The sequence below is a fragment of the Arthrobacter humicola genome (assembly GCF_039531445.1).
GTDB lineage: Bacteria > Actinomycetota > Actinomycetes > Actinomycetales > Micrococcaceae > Arthrobacter > Arthrobacter humicola.
The window spans coordinates 241,108-255,836 of sequence record NZ_BAAAQB010000041.1 but is presented as its reverse complement, the minus strand read 5'-3'; the positions used below and the strand labels follow the sequence as shown (position 1 = coordinate 255,836).

General features: G+C 66.8%; 15 protein-coding genes and 1 tRNA gene. 11 read left to right on the top strand and 5 right to left on the bottom strand.

Annotated elements, in window-relative coordinates; genetic code table 11:
* Nucleotides 1–66 precede the first annotated feature (66 nt).
* Nucleotides 67–336 (bottom strand): hypothetical protein, encoded by a 270-nt coding sequence (locus ABD243_RS17815; RefSeq protein WP_344367698.1) that lies wholly within the window; start codon nucleotides 334–336, stop codon nucleotides 67–69.
* Nucleotides 337–576: 240 nt separating this feature from the next.
* Here ABD243_RS17815 and ABD243_RS17810 point away from each other — a divergent pair, with 240 nt between their 5' ends.
* The 4 genes from ABD243_RS17810 to ABD243_RS17795 all read left to right on the top strand — a co-directional run bounded on the left by ABD243_RS17810 (nucleotide 577) and on the right by ABD243_RS17795 (nucleotide 5,090).
* A complete protein-coding gene (locus tag ABD243_RS17810) occupies nucleotides 577–2,094 on the top strand; it encodes a CYTH and CHAD domain-containing protein (RefSeq protein ID WP_344367696.1) in 1,518 nt (505 codons plus the stop codon).
* 29 nt (nucleotides 2,095–2,123) lie between these two features.
* On the top strand, nucleotides 2,124–3,236 hold the full coding sequence (locus tag ABD243_RS17805) for an AI-2E family transporter (protein WP_344367695.1): 1,113 nt from the start codon (nucleotides 2,124–2,126) through the stop codon (nucleotides 3,234–3,236).
* A 6-nt stretch (nucleotides 3,237–3,242) separates the two neighbouring features.
* Nucleotides 3,243–3,980 (top strand): TM2 domain-containing protein, encoded by a 738-nt coding sequence (locus ABD243_RS17800; RefSeq protein WP_344367694.1) that lies wholly within the window; start codon nucleotides 3,243–3,245, stop codon nucleotides 3,978–3,980.
* 261 nt (nucleotides 3,981–4,241) lie between these two features.
* Entirely contained in the window at nucleotides 4,242–5,090 is an 849-nt protein-coding gene (locus tag ABD243_RS17795) for a S1 family peptidase (protein ID WP_344367693.1), read from the top strand.
* A gap of 52 nt (nucleotides 5,091–5,142) precedes the next feature.
* Here the strand turns inward: ABD243_RS17795 and ABD243_RS17790 are convergent.
* Nucleotides 5,143–5,225: transfer RNA gene (locus ABD243_RS17790), tRNA-Leu, on the bottom strand.
* A gap of 164 nt (nucleotides 5,226–5,389) precedes the next feature.
* Between ABD243_RS17790 and ABD243_RS17785 the strand changes: the two genes are divergently transcribed.
* Both ABD243_RS17785 and ABD243_RS17780 read left to right on the top strand, forming a co-directional pair.
* Nucleotides 5,390–6,706 carry a M20/M25/M40 family metallo-hydrolase gene (locus ABD243_RS17785; protein WP_344367692.1) on the top strand — a complete coding sequence of 439 codons (1,317 nt, stop codon included), beginning with the start codon at nucleotides 5,390–5,392 and terminating at the stop codon, nucleotides 6,704–6,706.
* A 14-nt stretch (nucleotides 6,707–6,720) separates the two neighbouring features.
* Complete coding sequence (locus ABD243_RS17780; protein WP_344367691.1) at nucleotides 6,721–7,884, top strand: acyl-CoA dehydrogenase family protein; 1,164 nt, start codon at nucleotides 6,721–6,723, stop codon at nucleotides 7,882–7,884.
* 31 nt (nucleotides 7,885–7,915) lie between these two features.
* On the opposite strand, the gene ABD243_RS17775 is transcribed toward ABD243_RS17780, so the two are convergent.
* Nucleotides 7,916–8,149: a DUF5703 family protein gene (locus tag ABD243_RS17775; protein WP_018772920.1), complete on the bottom strand. Its 234-nt coding sequence runs from the start codon at nucleotides 8,147–8,149 to the stop codon at nucleotides 7,916–7,918.
* 39 nt (nucleotides 8,150–8,188) lie between these two features.
* On the opposite strand from ABD243_RS17775, the gene ABD243_RS17770 reads away from it, so the two are divergent.
* The gene (locus ABD243_RS17770) at nucleotides 8,189–8,464 is read left to right on the top strand and encodes a hypothetical protein (RefSeq protein ID WP_091254200.1); all 276 of its coding nucleotides are present in this window, start codon (nucleotides 8,189–8,191) and stop codon (nucleotides 8,462–8,464) included.
* A 67-nt stretch (nucleotides 8,465–8,531) separates the two neighbouring features.
* Here the strand turns inward: ABD243_RS17770 and ABD243_RS17765 are convergent, their stop codons facing one another.
* On the bottom strand, nucleotides 8,532–9,467 hold the full coding sequence (locus tag ABD243_RS17765; protein WP_344367690.1) for an aldo/keto reductase: 936 nt from the start codon (nucleotides 9,465–9,467) through the stop codon (nucleotides 8,532–8,534).
* A 52-nt stretch (nucleotides 9,468–9,519) separates the two neighbouring features.
* Between ABD243_RS17765 and ABD243_RS17760 the strand changes: the two genes are divergently transcribed.
* Both ABD243_RS17760 and mshC read left to right on the top strand, forming a co-directional pair.
* A complete protein-coding gene (locus ABD243_RS17760) occupies nucleotides 9,520–10,353 on the top strand; it encodes an undecaprenyl-diphosphate phosphatase (RefSeq protein WP_344367689.1) in 834 nt (277 codons plus the stop codon).
* A 15-nt stretch (nucleotides 10,354–10,368) separates the two neighbouring features.
* The gene (gene mshC, locus ABD243_RS17755; RefSeq protein ID WP_344367688.1) at nucleotides 10,369–11,649 is read left to right on the top strand and encodes a cysteine--1-D-myo-inosityl 2-amino-2-deoxy-alpha-D-glucopyranoside ligase; all 1,281 of its coding nucleotides are present in this window, start codon (nucleotides 10,369–10,371) and stop codon (nucleotides 11,647–11,649) included.
* Between the two features lie 38 nt (nucleotides 11,650–11,687).
* Here mshC and ABD243_RS17750 read toward each other — a convergent pair whose 3' ends face one another.
* A complete protein-coding gene (locus ABD243_RS17750) occupies nucleotides 11,688–12,593 on the bottom strand; it encodes a PAC2 family protein (RefSeq protein ID WP_116765682.1) in 906 nt (301 codons plus the stop codon).
* A 153-nt stretch (nucleotides 12,594–12,746) separates the two neighbouring features.
* Here ABD243_RS17750 and ABD243_RS17745 point away from each other — a divergent pair, with 153 nt between their 5' ends.
* Nucleotides 12,747–13,508 carry an HAD family hydrolase gene (locus ABD243_RS17745; RefSeq protein ID WP_344367687.1) on the top strand — a complete coding sequence of 254 codons (762 nt, stop codon included), beginning with the start codon at nucleotides 12,747–12,749 and terminating at the stop codon, nucleotides 13,506–13,508.
* Nucleotides 13,501–14,688 carry a site-2 protease family protein gene (locus ABD243_RS17740; RefSeq protein WP_344367686.1) on the top strand — a complete coding sequence of 396 codons (1,188 nt, stop codon included), beginning with the start codon at nucleotides 13,501–13,503 and terminating at the stop codon, nucleotides 14,686–14,688. Before ABD243_RS17745 ends, ABD243_RS17740 begins: the two co-directional genes overlap by 8 nt.
* The last annotated feature ends 41 nt before the right edge of the window (nucleotides 14,689–14,729 follow it).

The following is a 14,729-nucleotide window of genomic DNA, read 5'->3' as shown; positions in this document are numbered from 1 at the left end:
TCCGGTCAACCGCTATTTGGTCGGAGCTTCGCCACGTCCGAGTGCACCCGGTTGTCCCCGGTGAAGCTAAGCCTTGTCCTCGACGAGGATGACCAGGGTCTCGGGCAGTACGCCGTCGTAGGCCATCGCCTCGCCCATTGCTTCGCTTTGCATCGCAGCCTTGAATGCGTCCAAGTCAGGAACGTCCATCATTACCGCAACATGCTTGGGGTTCTGCGGGTCGACGAACGTGCGGATGTTGGTGACGCCAAGAGGGCCGAACACCTCTTCGCGTTTGGGTGAGGCAAGCCAGTGATCCTTGTCCTTGATGTCGTGGTGGCCGATTATGGTTGGCATGGCGCATCCTCTCCTAGGGGGCCAGCGGTCCGCAGGCCCACTGCGCCGAAGGCTACTCGCCGCTCCATAGCCGGGCAAGACTATTTTCTTACCGCATGCCGCCGGGATCTGCGTGCCTTCTGAATGGCCGTGCTCCACAGGATGGCCGCCCGACTCGTTTACCGGGTTTCCCGGTCACTCTCCTGCGATAAGGGCCTTTGGGCACAGGCCGGACGCACGTGTTCGTTCCTACAATGAATCATGGCCGCCGACGTAACCGAGGTGGAACACAAGTACAGCCCGGCGGAATCTGCTGCCCTTCCGCAGCTGGCCGCTCTTCCGGGAGTAGGCCGCGTGGGCGAGGCCGCCATCGAGGAGCTGGACGCTGTCTATTTCGACACCGAAGAACTGGCACTGGCCGCTCAGCGAATCACCCTGCGGCGGCGCACCGGCGGCCAGGATGCGGGGTGGCACCTGAAGCTCCCGCTCGCCGCGGAGGGGCGCCGTGAAATCACCGAGCCGCTTGGAAGCGATCAGGGTCCGGTCCCGGAGCGTCTGCGTCAGTTGGTGCAGGTCCATGCCCGGAGTCACGGGCTGGTGCCGGTCGCACGGCTCAAGACACGGCGGAACTCGATTCCCCTGTATTCCCCCCAAGGCACGGTCCTGGCCTCGTTCAGCGACGACCGGGTGGAGGCGCAAACCTTCCTGACCCCCGCGGAACGGTCGCGGTGGCGGGAATGGGAAATTGAACTCGTCGACGGCACCAGACAGCTGCTGGCCGACGCGGATGATGTGCTCGCCGCGGACGGAGTCCCCGTGGCCGCCCTGCCGTCCAAGCTGGCCAGGGCGCTCGGTTCTAACATACCTGTGAGTCCCGCAGCGGTGCCCGACCCGCGCCGGCACGGGCCGGCGTCGGACGTCCTGCTGTTGTACCTGGCCCAACAGGTTCAGGCCCTCAAGGAGCACGATCCGGGTGTCCGCACTGACGAGCCGGATGCCGTGCATCAGCTGCGGGTGGCCGCGCGCCGGTTGCGGTCGGCGCTGGCGTCGTTCCGGAAGCTCATGGACGCCACGACGCCCCGGTTCCTAAGGGCAGAGCTCCAGTGGCTGGCCGGCGCTGTTGGTGAGGCGCGGGACACCGAAGTCATGCGGGCCAGACTGAAGGACCTGATGAGTGCCGAGCCCGCTGAGCTGTTGATGGGTCCGGTTGCGCAGCAGATCGAGGAGAACCTTGGCGCCACCTATCGCCAGGCCCATGCTGCAGGGTTAGCGGCGCTGGACAGCGACCGCTACTTCCGCCTCCTCGATTCCCTCGATGCCCTGATTGCCGGACCGCCCCTCACGGACGCTGCAAGCCGGGATGCACGGCGGACAATTGGCCTTCTTGTCTTGGCTGAACGCAAACGGTTGAAGAAAGCCGTTCGCGCCGCGATCAGCGCGACGGGAACGGCGCCGGAGGATGCCGCGCTGCATGAAGTCCGGAAATGCGCCAAGCGCTTGCGCTATGCCGCCGAAGCGGCAGCCCCGATTTTCAGCAAGCAGGCAACGTCTCTTGCTCAAACCGCGGAGGGGATCCAGGAGATCCTCGGGGACCTCCAGGACAGCGTCGTAACCCGGGAAACCCTTCGACTGCTGGCGGCCCAGACCGCGGCGGGCGGGGGCAACGCATTCAGCTATGGGCGCCTGCACGCGCTGGAGCAGCAGCGCGGCGAGGAGGCCCGCGCCAGCTTCTACCGCGCGTGGCGGAAGTCCAGGCCGGAGCCTCTCCACTGGAACTAGGCACCGTTCCCAACCGCAGAGAGAGCCCTATGACCGAACCCCGCACCGGCTTGCCGGCCATCTGGTCAGACGGACTCGGCCGCGCGAGCATCCGCGCCGTCCAGGCCCTGGCGGTGGCTGCCCTTGCCTACGCGATCATTTGGGCGGCCACGCGCATCCCGCTTGTCATCATCCCGGTCCTGATCGCCGTCATCCTGGCTGCAGCGATTTCCCCGCTCGTCCGCTGGCTCACCGGGCATGCCTGGCCGCGCGCCCTCGCCGTCGTTGCCTCCTTCGTGGCCATCCTCGCAGTCGTCGGAGGCATCATCACGGGCATCGTTTTCCTGGTGAACAACCAGTGGGCAGAGCTCTCGGCCCGCGCCGCTGCGGGGATTGACCAACTGCATGCCTTCCTGAATAACGGGCCGGTCCCCGTCACCGACCGACAGATCACCGCAGCCATCGACTCTGCCCGGGTGTTCCTCACGTCCAGCACCTTCGGCGCAGAAGCCCTCACCGGGGCACGGACCGTGGGGGAAATCTTCACCGGCGCGTTACTGATGGTCGTGACCTTGTTCTTCTTCCTCAAGGACGGCCTTGAGATCCGGACCTTTCTCATCGGCTTCCTTCCCGCGGACCACCGCGCCAGGGCACGCCTGGCCGCGGACCGCAGCACCGCCGTCCTGGGCGGGTACGTCCGCGGCACTGCCATCGTCGCCGCAATCGACGGCCTCACCGTCGGGATCGCCCTCGCCGTTATGGGAGTTCCGCTGGCCCTCCCGCTGGGTGTGTTCATCTTCATGGGCGGATTCATCCCCATCGTCGGTGCCACAGTCGCAGGCACCCTGGCGATCGCCGTCGCGCTGGTCTCCAACGGTCCCATCCAGGCGCTGATCGTCCTCGCCATCGTCATCGCGGTGAACCAGCTCGAACACCACTTCCTGCAGCCGGTCCTGATGGGCAAGGTGCTCAGCATCCACGGGCTCGCCATCCTTCTCGTCCTGGCCGCCGGCACCATCCTCGCCGGAATCGTCGGCGCGCTGCTTGCCGTTCCGATCACCGCCGTCGCGTGGACCGTCCTCAAGACGTGGACCGAAAAAGATCAGCTGCCCGGACCGGAGATGCCGGTGCCCGAGCTGCCGGACGGAGAGCCCCTTGAGTGAGCGGGCATGAAAGGCCCTGTCGTGGACATCCCGGCGTGGCTGGTCCAGAATCGGAATGTGCCCCTGGCCGAGCAATACGGGCTTTTCTTCGAAGGTGACATGCCGCCGCGGCGCTCCCTGCGCACTGCGTGGCTGCTGGCATTGTTCTTGGGCTTCACGGGCGCGGACCGGTTCTACCTTCACCGCCCCGTCACCGGCACCCTGAAGCTGTTGACGCTCGGCGGCGCCGGCATCTGGTGGCTCATTGACCTGTTCCGGATCACCGAGGAATACGCTGCCGACGGTGCATCAATGCCCTTAGTCGGCACCAACTCCCTGCGACGCGGCCTGCGCACGGCCTCAATTGTCCTGGTCGGCGCCCTCACGGGTGCGCTGTTCTGCGCCACCGCGGCCCCCGTCACCGGGACTGTCACCGCCACCGTCACCGCCGTAAACGCCCTGCTGCACCCGGCCCCGCCGCCACCGGCGAAGGAGTGGGTCACCGTCGCGGAGGCCTCGGGCACGAAACCCCCGGGGCCGGTCGTGACCGTTACCGGCAAGCTCCACATCGAGTACACCTTCACCGGACCCGCCGTCGCCTACCTCCAACCCGTGAAAGGGCCGGCGCTCATGGTGCTGTCCCTGGCCAAGGCCGGCGCCGCGGCGATCGGCCTCACCCTGGCCCCGGGAACGTACACACTGATTGTCAGCACCACCGGCACCATCTGGCACCTCACGGCCCAGGAATACCGTCTACCCGGGTAGGGCAGGACGGAGTAACACACGGTCCTGGTCGCCCGGAAAATGTTCACTTTCACGGAGTACTCCGTCCGGGTGGAACAAAGACAAACCGGCGGGAAGGGCATCGGAAGGCGATCCCGGCCGGCTTTCTTTTTTGCCTTGACTCCGGGTAAGCAACGGGCGCACAGTGATGGCCTGTGGCTGGGGCATTACACATCCATATCGCAAACCGGGCAGGCCGGTCACGACCGACTATTGTCCGTACCTGCTTGACGGAGAACCCCCATGCCAGACATCGGCTTCCAGCACCACGTTCCGGCCAGTGCACCATCGACGGACAGTCCGCGTCCTCGATGGAGAGCCGCTCTGGTGGCCGTGGTCCTGGTCCTCGCTGGCCTCCTTGGGGTCGCGCCACCGGCCCAGGCCATCTATAACGGAACCATCCTCAGCCCCAACAAATACCCGTGGGCCGTGAGAATCCAGCTTGTCTATCCCGATGGTGCCGTCGCTACCTGCAGCGGGGCCTTGATCAGCTCCTATGCGGTCGTCACTGCCGCTCACTGCCTTCACTACAACGGCGGAACGCCACGAACAGCGGACGTCACGTTCCACTATGGATCTCACCCCGGGCAATTCACCGTGCCGGTCCCGGTCTCGCAGGGAGGGCTGATTGTCCACCCGGGCTTCAACGAGTCGTTGCTCAGGGACGACGTCGGCGTACTCCATCTGGCGCATCCCGTGGCTGAAGCGCCAATTCCGCTGGCCACAGTGAATCCTCCGGCGAACACCAGCGTCGTGCTAGCCGGCTACGGCTGCCTCGGAGACCCGTTCCTCAGCCATCAAAGCTGCCCTCTCGGCCTGCCTGCCAGCCTTGCGGCGATGTCCGCGAGAGTAGTCGCCTCGGGGTCATGTTCGTCCATCACCGGGGAATGGAGTTTCTGCACCTTCTCGCGCGCCAAATCTGCCAACCACGGCGACAGCGGGGGGCCGGTGCTGCGGACGGAAAACGGCGTTCTCAAGCTTGTCGGGATCATCTCCGCCTACGAAGACCCGCCCGCGGCGAAGTACCTCGACTTATCGACGTCCATCCCTTACGAGTCATCCTGGATCCGGGCGACACACAGCGGGGTCTGAGTTGCACAAAAAAACACCCTGGAATCCTTTGATTCCAGGGTGTTTCCCGTTGTGCGCGGAGGGGGACTTGAACCCCCACCCCCTTTCGAGGACTAGCACCTCAAGCTAGCGCGTCTGCCATTCCGCCACCCGCGCAGGTGGTAATTCCGAGTTCGTTTCGCCTTTCAGCGTTTTGCTTTTCTCGGAAGCAGCGAGAAAGACTCTAGCACGACTTTTCCGGAAACAAATAATCGGGGTCAGCGGGGGTGGTGTGGGTAGGCTGAAGCAAGCAATTGAGCCACCCGCCACGAGGAGCCGCTATGACTGACAACCGGACCGACATCAGGCCCGAGGACGAGGTCGTCAGGATCTGCCAGGAGCTGATCCGGATCGATACATCCAACTACGGCGACGGCTCCGGCCCCGGTGAACGCGCGGCCGCCGAGTACACCGCCGGGCTCATGGCCGAAGTCGGGCTGGACGCCGAAATCTTCGAGGCGGCCCCGGGACGGGCCAGCGTGGTCACCCGGCTGGCGGGGGAGGACCCCTCCGCCAGCGCCCTCGTGGTCCACGGCCACCTGGATGTGGTGCCGGCCCTCCGCGAGCAGTGGTCGGTGGACCCCTTCGGCGCCGAACTCAAAGACGGCCTGATCTGGGGACGCGGCGCGGTGGACATGAAGGACATGGACGCCATGATCCTGTCCGTGCTGCGCAACTTCGCCCGTACGGGCCGCAAGCCCAAGCGCGACATCATCTTCGCGTTCTTCGCCGACGAGGAAGCCGGCGGCACCTACGGGGCCCGCTACGCCGTCGACAAGCGCCCCGAGCTCTTTGAGGGCGCCACGGAGGCGATCTCCGAGGTCGGCGGCTTCTCCGCGACCATCGGCGGGCAGCGCACATATCTGCTCCAGACGGCCGAGAAGGGCCTCTCCTGGCTCCGCCTCGTCGCCCACGGCCGCGCGGGCCACGGCTCGCAGATCAACACGGACAACGCCGTGACGCGGCTCGCCGGCGCTGTCTCCCGGATCGGTGCCTACAACTGGCCGATCGAACTCACTCCCACCACGCGGCAGTTCCTCGACGGCGTGACCGAACTCACGGGCGTCGAATTCGATCCGGACGATCCGGACACGATCCTCAAGGAACTCGGTACCGTGGCCCGGTTCGTCGGCGCCACGCTGCAGAACACCACCAACCCCACGCTGCTCAAGGGCGGCTACAAGCACAACGTCATCCCGGAATCCGCCGAGGCCCTCATCGACTGCCGCACCCTGCCCGGGCAGGAGGAGCACGTGCTGGAGATCGTCCGCGAACTCGCCGGGACCGGCGTGGACATCAGCTACGTGCACAACGACGTCTCACTGGAAGTGCCGTTCGCCGGGAACCTCGTCGATTCAATGATCGACGCCCTGCACTCCGAGGACCCCGGCGCCAAGGTCCTGCCCTACACGCTCTCCGGCGGAACGGACAACAAGTCCCTGAGCCGGCTCGGCATCACCGGTTACGGTTTTGCCCCGCTGATGCTTCCGGACGAGCTCGACTTCACCGGCATGTTCCACGGCGTGGACGAGCGCGTCCCGGCTGATTCCCTGAAGTTCGGTGCGCGGGTGTTGAACACCCTGCTCACCAACTACTGAGCGGACGCGCCGCCATGACGCCCGAGGACATCCTCGCCGGGCCGCTGCTGGACCGGATCCGCGGCCGCGCCGCCGGCTATGACCGCGACAACGCCTTCTTCCATGAGGACCTCGCGGACCTGACGGCGGCCGGTTACCTGAAGATCTTCGTCCCGGCGGCCGACGGCGGCCTGGGACTCGGTCTGGCCGACGCGGCGCAGCTGCAACGCCGGCTCGCGACGGCGGCGCCGGCCACCGCACTGGCGGTCAACATGCACCTGGTGTGGACCGGCGTCGCGCACGTCCTGGCCGCCCGGGGCGACTCCTCACTGGGTTTCGTCCTCAAGGACGCTGCACAGGGGGAGGTCTTCGCGTTCGGGAATTCGGAGGCCGGGAACGACTCCGTGCTGTTCGATTCCCGCACCGAGGCCGTCCCCTTGCCCGACGGCGGCTACAGCTTCACCGGCCGCAAGATCTTCACGAGCCTGTCCCCGGCGTGGACCCGGCTGGGGATCTTCGGGAAGGACGCCTCCGCCGCGGACGGTGCCGGGGAACTGGTCCACGGATTCATCACCCGGGACACGCCCGGGTACAAGATCCTGCCCGACTGGGACACCCTCGGCATGCGGGCCAGCCAGTCCAATACGACGGTCCTGGACGGTGCCGTCGTGCCGGCGGAGCGGATCTTCCGGAAGCTTCCGGTGGGTCCCAACGCGGATCCCTTGATTTTCGCGATCTTTGCCTGCTTCGAGACCCTGCTTGCAGCGGTGTACGCGGGCATCGGGGAACGGGCGCTCACGCTCGGGGTGGAGGCCGTGAAGCGCCGGACATCCTTCAAGAACGGCGGCCGCAGTTACGCCCAGGATCCGGATATCCGATGGAAGGTGGCAGAAGCGGCGATGGCCATGGATGCGCTCTACCCGCAACTGTCCCGCGTGGCAGCCGACGTCGACGAACTCGCGGACCTGGGCAACCAGTGGTTCCCCCGGCTCGTGGGCCTCAAGGTCCGGGCGACGGAAACCGCCCGGACCGTGGTGGATCTCGCCATCCGGGTGTCCGGCGGCTCCAGCTACTTCCGCGGCTCCGAGCTCGAGCGGCTGTACCGGGACGTGCTCGCGGGCATGTTCCACCCGTCGGACGATGAATCAGCGCACAACACCGTGGCGAACGCCTGGCTGGGTCCGCTGGACACGCCCTGACTGGACACGGCCTGGAGCGGCCCGGGGCGTCCTAGACGGTGCGCTGGACCTGGATGACCTTGCGGCGTAACCAGAAGCGGCGTCCGCCGCCGACATAGAGGCGGCTGCGCTCCAGCTCCCATTTGCCGTACTCGGAATGCTCCACGAGCCGGCGCCGGGCCTCGGGAAGAGAATCCTCAGGACCGACCGTCAGGACGAGGTACTCGTACTGCTTGACATAGTCCCGTTCCCGCCGGACCGAGCTGCTCAGAAAATGTTCTTTCATTGCTCTCCATTTTCGTCTTTTTCCGGCTAACGTGAAGTCATGAGCATCGATCCGCGTGTCGCGCTTCAATCCCTGACCTCTGCACTGGAAGAACACCTGGCGGCCGTCTCCGCCCGCAGGAGTGACGGGGATCCCGCGGTCGAAGCGGCGTTCTTCGCCGTTGCTGATGCCTTTGAAGTCTACGACGACGCTCTGTACGAAGCGTACGGCGAAGTGACGCCCCTCGAAGTGATCGACGGCGACGAAGAGGACGAGGACGACGAGGACGTCGACGACGAAGAAGACCTCGAAATCCTGCAGAACTCAGAGAACTAAACGCGTAGAACGTTGTCGGTCCGCCCGGGCCGGCGCCCACGGCTAGCAGAGGGTACCCCGTCAGCCCTTAGACGGGGTCGGAGACGTCTTCGAGCGCCTGCGCGATCTCCGGGGGGAGCGGGGCGAGTGTCGCGTCCAGGATCTCCTTGAGCTGCACCGGGGTCCGTGCGCCGACGACGGCGGTGGCCACCCCCTGCTGGGACAGGAGCCAGCTCAGCGACACGTCCAAGGCCGTCCGGCCAAGCCCCTTCGCCGCCATCGCGACCGCCTCGACCACGCTGGACGCCGGCGCCTCGAGATAGGGCTCCACATACGTGGCGAGCCGCTGCTGGGCGGCCCGGGAGTCCGCGGGGATGTGACCCCGGTATTTTCCGCTCAGGACACCCCGTCCCAGCGGACCCCAGGCCATGAGGCCAAGCCCCGCGTCCTCGATCGCCGGAATCAGCTCAATCTCCGCGGTGCGCTGCAGGAGAGAATATTCGGACTGGTTGGCGACCAGGGGAAAGCCCGCGATCGCGGCGGCCTTAGCCGTCTGCCAGCCGTTGAAGTTGGAAACGCCGACGTAGCGCGCCCTGCCGGAACGTACCGCGAAGTCGAGGGCGGAAAGGGTTTCCTCGAGCGGCACGTTGGGGTCCCAGGCATGCGCGAACCACAGGTCCACATAGTCCGTTCCCAGCCGCGCCAGGCTCGCGTCAAGACCCGAGAGCATCCCGTTGCGGGACGTGTCGACGCTGCGGCGCCCGTCCGTCGTGGTCAGGCCGGCTTTCGTGGAGATCACCACCTCGGAGCGGGCGACGACGTCGCCCAGCATGCCGCCGAGCATGGCCTCGGCCTGCCCGTCGGCGTAGGAGGCAGCGGTATCGATCAGCGTCCCGCCGCCATCGACGAAGGCCCGCAGCAGGGCGGCGGCATCCTGTTCCTCGGTTTCCCGGGCCCAGGACATGGTGCCAAGGGAAAGGGCGGACACGCGCAACCCACTGTTGCCGACATAACGCTGCTGCATGTCAGCAAGCTTACGGGGATTCGGGCTGCTTCATAACGTAGGGTCTATAAACGTGAACTGGATACAAGCGGCTCTGCTGGGCCTCGTACAGGGACTGACCGAGTTCCTCCCGATCTCCTCAAGCGCCCATCTGCGGATTGTCGGTGCTTTCCTCCCGAACGCGGCCGACCCCGGCGCGGCCTTCACGGCCATCACGCAGCTGGGCACCGAGACGGCGGTGATCGTCTATTTCTGGCGCGACATCCTGCGGATCATCCGCGCGTGGGCCGGTTCGCTCTCCGGCAAAGTGTCCCGGCAGGACCCGGACGCGCGCATGGGCTGGCTCGTGATTCTTGGCAGCGTCCCCATCATCGTCCTCGGCCTGCTCTTCCAGGACCAGATCGAATCGGTGCTCCGCAGCCTGTGGGGCGTCGCGACCATGCTGATCTTGTTCGGCATGGTCCTGGCCGTGGCCGACACGGTCGGCAAGCAGGACCGCGAGCTCACGCAACTGACCTACAAACACGGCCTCTATTACGGCCTCGCCCAGGCCCTGGCCCTGTTCCCGGGCGTGTCGCGCTCCGGCGGCACGATCAGCGCCGGCCTCCTGATGGGCTATACCCGTGAAGCGGCGGCCCGTTACTCGTTCCTGCTGGCCATCCCCGCTGTCTTCGGCAGCGGCCTCTACCAGCTGTTCAAAGTCGTCTCCAAGGAAGGCATCACCGGCCCGTACGGCCTCCCGGAAACGGCCCTGGCCACCGTCATCGCCTTCGCTGTGGGCTATGTCATCATCGGCTGGTTCCTGAAGTACGTCTCAACCCGCGGCTACCGTTTGTTCGTCTGGTACCGGATCCTCCTGGGTCTTTCCCTGTACCTGCTGCTCGGTTTCAATGTCATCAGCGCCTAGCACTAGGCTTGGGCTGTGAAATCCTGGATCTCCCGCCCTGTTCCCCAGCTCCCGGGCAGCATGCCTGCCCTGCGCCTCTTCGACACCGCCAAAGGCGCCATTGTCACCCTGCAGGCCACGGGTGAGCAGTCCATGTACGTCTGCGGCATCACCCCCTACGACGCCACCCACATGGGCCACGCGGCCAGCTATGTCGCCTTCGACCTCCTCAACCGCGCCTGGCGGGACGGCCGCCAACACGTGGCGTACGTTCAGAACGTGACCGACGTCGACGACCCCCTGCTGGAGCGCGCGACGGCCACCGGCGTCGACTGGCGCGACCTCGCGGCCAGCCAAATCGAGCTCTTCCAGACTGACATGGAGGCCCTGAACGTCCTGGCCCCAGACCACTACGTCGGTGCCGTCGAGGCCGTTCCCCTGATCGTTCCCGCCATCGAGCGGCTCCTACGCAACGGCCTCGCCTACCGGGTTTCCGGCACCGGCGGAGAGCCCGACGGCGACGTTTACTACGACGTCGAGGCCGCCGGGAAACATTCGACCGACGCCGTCGACGCCTGGACCCTGGGGTCCGTGTCCGGCCTTTCCGATGCTGAGATGCTGGAGCTTTTCGCCGAACGCGGCGGAGACCCGGGCCGGGCCGGGAAGCGCCAGGCACTGGATCCGCTGCTGTGGCGGGTTGCCCGCGAGGGTGAGCCCAGCTGGCCCGGCGGTGAACTGGGGGAGGGGCGGCCCGGCTGGCACATCGAATGCACCGTGATCGCCCAGCAGTACCTGCCCAAGCCCTTCACCGTCCAAGGCGGCGGCTCGGACCTGATCTTCCCGCACCACGAAATGGGTGCCGGCCACGCCTACTCGCTGGCGGGTGTTCCGCTGGCCCGCCACTTCGCGCACGCCGGCATGGTGGGCCTGGACGGCGAGAAGATGAGCAAGTCCAAGGGCAACCTGGTCCTGGTGTCCCGGCTCCGGGCCGACGGTGAGGAGCCGGCTGCGATCCGTCTGGCGATCCTGGCCCACCACTACCGCACGGACTGGTCCTGGACCGAAGCCGGGTTCGCGGAGGCCAAGGACCGGCTCCGCACCTGGCGCGAAGCCCTCGCGGTGGCTCCGCAGGGCTCCGCCGGGTCCCTCCTCGGCCGGCTGCGGACCGAGCTCGCCAACGATCTCAACGCGCCCGGCGCCCTGGCCGCCATCGACGCCTGGGCCCAGGCCGCGCTGGCCACCCCGGGAACCGCGTCAGCCACGGACGCCGCACTGGTGGGCGATGCCGTGAACGCCCTGCTCGGCGTCGAACTCTAGGAGCCGGATTCTAGGCGCCGACAGCCGCGGCCTGGCCGTTAGGGTTTGTCCTTGTTGCGGCGCTTGAGGTAGCGCTCAAATTCACGGGCGATAGATTCGCCGCTGGCCTCCGGGAGGTCAGCGGTGTCCTTGGCCTCCTCCAGCTGGCGCACATAGGCCGCAATCTCGGGATCCTCGGTGGCGAGCTCGTCCACGCCGCGCTCCCACGCGTCGGCCTCTTCCACGAGTTCCTGCGTGTCCAGGGGGACCTGCAGGAGCTCTTCGATCCGGTTCAGGATGGCCAGCTGCGCTTTGGGCGACGGCGCCTGGGCCACATAGTGAGGCACGGCCGCCCAGAGCGAGACCGTCGGCAGCCCGGCAAGCAGCGCCACCTCGCCGAGCACGCCCACGATTCCCACCGGGCCCTCGTACTGTGACGCTTCAAAGTCCATCCGCTCCCGCAGGGCGTTGTCGTCGGTGGACGTGCTGACCGGAATCGGCCGGCTGTGCGGCACATCGGCCAGCAGGGCACCGACCAGAATGACGTAGTCCACGTGCAGGGCTTCGGCATGCACCAGCAACTCGGCGGTGTAGGCGCGCCACTTATAGGACGGCTCTGTGCCCTGGACGAAGATCACGTCCACATTCGAGTCGGGGACACTTGCCTTGAAGATCCGGGTGGACGGCCACTTGATCTTCCGCTCGCCGGACGCCGTCCGGCGGATCGTAGGCCTGGTGAACTGGAAGTCGTAGTACTCGTCGGCGTCGATCGACCCGACTTTCTTGCCGCCCCAGAGTTTGTTCAGGTAGCGCAGGGCGTCGCTGGCGGCCTCCCCGGCGTCATTCCAGCCTTCAAAGGCGGCCAGCATGACCGTGATGCGCCGGCCCTCGGGGACGGGCTGCAGCAGCCGCTCCGGCTCGGAGACGGCGCCTGGTTCGGTGGGGTCTGCCTCGAAGCTGTTCATGCCATCACCCTACGTCCAAGTCGCTTCCCCGTGCAGGCATTGAAGCGCCGCGAAGAGGCAAAAAACTGCACGGAGACTGCGGCCCGCCGGCCAAAATTCGCCGTAGGCGTAGCGCGGGCGCCCCGCATCCGGCTTCCCCGTAGACTGGAAGGCATGCGATCCTCAGCTTCCCGGCCCCTCCTTAAAGCAGCGCTATGGGACATGGATGGCACCATTGTCGACACCGAGCCCTACTGGATAGAAGCCGAACGCACCCTCGTTGAAGCGCACGGCGGACAGTGGTCCCATGACCAGGCCATGCAGCTCGTGGGACAGTCCCTGGTGTTTTCCGCCGGCCTGCTGCAGGAGGCCGGCGTAGCGATGGAACGACGCGACATCATTGACACCCTCACGGGCCATGTGGTCAGCCAGGTCCGCAAGTCCGTTCCCTGGCGGCCCGGGGCCCGCGAACTGCTTGACGAGCTCTACAACGCCGGCGTCCGCTGCGCCCTCGTCACCATGTCAGAGGCCCCGCTGGCCCGGGAAATCGTTGCCAGCCTCCCCGCGCCCTACTTCGATTTTCTCGTCACAGGGGACACCGTCTCGCAGGGAAAGCCCCACCCGGAGGCCTACCTCAAGGCCGTTGAGCTCCTGCAGCAGCAGGACCCCGACCTCAGCCACCACCACTGCGTGGCCCTGGAGGATTCCGCCCCGGGCGTCGCCGCCGCCGTGGCCTCGGGCGTCGTCACCGTCGCCATCCCGCACATCGTGCCCCTCCCGCATGATCCCCGCCGCGCCACCTGGGATACCCTCGAGGGCCGCACGGTGGCGGACCTTGAAGAGCTGGTGGCCTTGCGGCACGAATTCCCCGATGCCACCTTCGGGCTCGACGCCGGCTCCGTCGCCCGCACGACTGCGAGTCCCGTCCGTGGCTGACACCGGGGGCCAGGGGCAGCCCGGCAAGGTGGCGGCTTCCCGCAAGGACGGTATCCCGCTGGGCCGCATAGCCGGCATCCCGGTATATCTCGCCTACTCCTGGTTCATCATCGCGGCCTTCACCGTGATCGCATACGGGCCGGTCCTCGAGACCAACAACCCGCATCTGGGCATCACTGCCTTCCTCGTGGCCTTCGCGTACGCTCTGCTACTCCTGATCTCCGTGCTCGCGCACGAACTCGCCCACGCGCTGACCGCGAAGGTGTTCCACTGGCCCACGGAGAAAATTGTCCTCAACCTCTGGGGCGGCCACACCCAGTTCCAAAGTTTCACCGCCTCACCGGGCCGCTCGGTCCTGGTCGCGATGGCCGGCCCTGCGGCGAACTTTGTCCTCGCCGGCGCCGGCTGGCTCCTGCTCGCCTACGGCCAGTTGAGCGGTGTGGCCGACATCCTGGCCAACATCTTCGTCTGGGCCAACCTGCTGATCGGCATCTTCAACGTGCTTCCCGGTCTTCCGCTGGACGGCGGGCGCCTGGTTGAATCGGCCGTCTGGAAGGCCACCGGAAACCAGGACAAGGGAACCATCGCGGCCGGCTGGGCAGGGCGGATCATCGTGATCGCCCTGGCGCTGTGGTTCATTGTCCTGCCCCTGGTCAGCGGAGCGCGGCCGGACATTTCCTTCACCCTCATCACGGCCCTCGTCGGCAGCTTCCTGTGGATGGGCGCTTCGGCGTCGATCCAGCAGGCCCGCATGCGGGGCCGGCTGTACTTGGTCGACGCCGCGGCCCTCGCCGAGCCGGCCGTCGGCCTTCCGGACACCGCCACGGTTGCCGACGTCCTACACCGTGCGCCGTCCGGCAGTCCCGCCGTGGTGGTGTGCGACCGGGACGGCCGTCCGGCGGCCATTGTCGACGCCGGCGCAGCGGCCATGGTGCCTGCCCCGTTGGCCGCGACGACCCCTGTTTCGGCAGTGTCCTACGCCCTGGGCGCCGGGGCCTACGTTCCCGAATGGTCCAAGGGCCAAGAGCTCGTCCAGTACCTGGCCCAGCTCGATGGCCAGGAGTACGCGGTGGTGGACCGCGATGGCGCCGTTACCGGGCTGCTGCACCAGTCCGCCGTCCTCGGCGCCATTACGGGCAAGTACCGGCCCCAACCCCAGAACCAGGGGCAGAACCGGTAGAGTTACTGGTCGGTCGTGAATTTCCGGCCCCCCACGCGCAA